General features: G+C 46.8%; 3 protein-coding genes. All 3 read left to right on the top strand.

Annotated features, from left to right (window positions below; translation table 11 throughout):
* Positions 1–81 precede the first annotated feature (81 nt).
* The 3 genes from NI461_RS13795 to NI461_RS13805 all read left to right on the top strand — a co-directional run bounded on the left by NI461_RS13795 (position 82) and on the right by NI461_RS13805 (position 2,563).
* On the top strand, positions 82–510 hold the full coding sequence (locus NI461_RS13795) for a transposase (protein WP_000364662.1): 429 nt from the start codon (positions 82–84) through the stop codon (positions 508–510).
* Entirely contained in the window at positions 507–842 is a 336-nt protein-coding gene (tnpB, locus tag NI461_RS13800; protein WP_000618090.1) for an IS66 family insertion sequence element accessory protein TnpB, read from the top strand. The genes NI461_RS13795 and tnpB overlap by 4 nt, the downstream gene beginning before the upstream one ends.
* Positions 843–916: 74 nt before the next feature.
* Positions 917–2,563, top strand: coding sequence for an IS66-like element ISAba17 family transposase (locus tag NI461_RS13805; protein ID WP_001094416.1), 1,647 nt, complete (start codon positions 917–919; stop codon positions 2,561–2,563).
* The last annotated feature ends 31 nt before the right edge of the window (positions 2,564–2,594 follow it).

Consider the following 2,594-nt stretch of genomic DNA (forward strand, 5'->3'; position numbering starts at 1 on the left):
GTAAGCGTCCGCTGAACCCCACTTTTTCTAACTCATTAATACCGCGATAGTGTCCACTTAAATTTAAGTGGACACCTATTTATGGATTTAAAGACAGTTATAGACAGTGCACCAACGCTAAAAAAGCCCCGTCGAACCTTCACAGCTGAATTTAAACATCAACTTATTCAGCAATGCCAGCAGCCAGATACATCAGTGGCCAAGGTAGCAATGCAACATCAGATCAATGCCAATCTGCTACATAAATGGATTCGTCAGTCCAGATCAATGCCCCCTGCATTAAAAACCCCATCCATTCCACAGACTGACTTTCTTCCGGTCATTCTTCACCCGACTCCAGTCAAACAAGAAGCACCTCTACCACCTGTGCCAGAGAAGAAAGCTGTCGCTCATATCAGGATTCCATTACATGAGGCACCAAGTTCCGCAAGGGATCAGATGATCGAGATCGACTGGCCGGTGGAGTCAGTAACTGAATTACTGTTGCTGATCCAGGGTTTGACTCAATGATTCGTATTGATGAGATCTGGTTGTCTACCCAGCCGATGGACATGCGTGCAGGGATGGATACAGCCATGGCTCAGGTGCTGAGAGCCTTTGGCTACATCAAACCGCATTGCGCTTACCTGTTCTGTAATAAGCGTGGCCATCGTATGAAAGTGCTGGTGCATGATGGACTGGGTATCTGGCTGTGTGCCCGGCGGCTGGAACAGGGGAAATTCCACTGGGCTAAAGTTCACCAGGGTGAAAGTATGGCGATCAGCCCGGAGCAGTTACAGGCACTGATCCAGGGTTTGCCCTGGCAAAGAATCGGACTGCAGCAAGTGGTAACAATGCTCTAAACCAGGCTCATCCATTCTGCTATTCTCCAAACGTTCTATTTCCTCTGCATCATGACCTCAGGCATACTGCGGTCATGAATACGCTGCCTGATTTAAGCCAACTGACCCATGAACAACTGCTGGAATTTACCAGACAGTTGGCGATGCAGCATCAGTCTCTGGCACAATCTAAACAACAACTGGAACAATCAAATCAGCAATTAGATGCCAGAGTTCAACATCTTGAAGTCACCAATCAGCAATTAGATTCTAAAGTTCAACATCTTTCTATTCTCAATCAAAAATACGAGCATGAGCTTGCACTATTTAAACAGCATAAATTCGGCAGTAAAAACGAACATCTAACCGCAAAACAAATCCATCTCTGGGATGAAGCGGTTGAAGAAGATATTGCAGCGGTTGATCTGGAACTGGAACGACTGAATGCAGATAAAACCAATGCAGCTGCACAGAAAGCCCCAGTCAACAAACCTAAACGTCGGCTGTTGCCAGATCATCTACACACCCTCCGTATTGAGCATGAACCTGAATCAACACAATGCAGTTGTGGCTGTACCTTGCGTCGTATCGGTGAAGATGTCAGTGAAAAACTGAATTTCAGACCGGCACAGTTCTATAAGGAACAGCATGTGCGTGGTAAATGGGTCTGTGATCAGTGTGACACTCTGACTCAGCAAGCGATGCCAGCCTATGTGATTGATAAAGGCATTGCTTCACCTGAATTGCTTAGCCATGTGCTGGTGTCAAAGTATGCCGATCATTTGCCTTTGTACCGTCAACGTCAAATCTTTCTACGCGCAGGTGTTGATCTGTCTAGATCAACGTTATCTGACTGGATTGGCCGCTGTGGGGTGGAACTGGAACCTCTGGCCAATGCCTTAAAACAGGTGGTACTGCAACAGCAGGTGATCCATGCAGATGAAACACCGGTGACGGTCATGCAGATGGGTGAAAATGAGAAAAAGCCCAAAAAAGGTTATGTCTGGGCCTATGCCAGCACACAGTACAATCCAGTTCAGGCAGTGATCTATGACTTTCAAGATAGCCGTTCTGGCCAGCATGCTGAAGACTTCCTGAAAGGCTGGCAGGGTCATTTGGTCTGTGATGATTACAGTGGTTATAAAGCACGCTTTAGATCAGGTCAGGTCATTGAGGTGGGCTGCATGGCACATGCACGTCGTAAATTCCATGAACTACATGTGACCAAGAAAAGTCAGGTCGCTGAACAGGCATTAGTGCTGATTCAGAAATTATATGCGATAGAAGCAGAATTAAGAAAAAAGACGGATGGTACAGCGGAAGACCGCTGCGAATACCGACAACAGCATAGTCAACCGGTCATGCAACAACTATATGAATGGCTCAACCAACATCAGCTGACGGTGCCATCGAGTTCTCCAACCGCCCGGGCGATCAATTACAGCCTAAAACGTTGGACTGCTTTAAGCCGCTATCTGGATGATGGCAATCTACCCATTGACAATAATTGGATAGAGAACCAAATGCGTCCCTGGGCCTTGGGGCGTAAGAACTGGCTATTTGCAGGTTCGCTGCGCAGTGGTCAACGAGCTGCCAATATCATGACTTTAATCCAGTCAGCAAAGCTGAATGGCTTGGATCCGTATGCCTATTTAAGTGATGTGCTGAAAAGGTTGCCAACACATAAAGTGCCCCAAATAGAAGAATTACTACCTCACCGCTGGAAACCTGAACCCCGTTAAAACTTGGCGATGGCGTTCAGCGGATGCTTAC

This window comes from Acinetobacter sp. S4400-12 (genome assembly GCF_024129495.1).
Taxonomy (GTDB): Bacteria; Pseudomonadota; Gammaproteobacteria; order Pseudomonadales; family Moraxellaceae; genus Acinetobacter; species Acinetobacter lwoffii_C.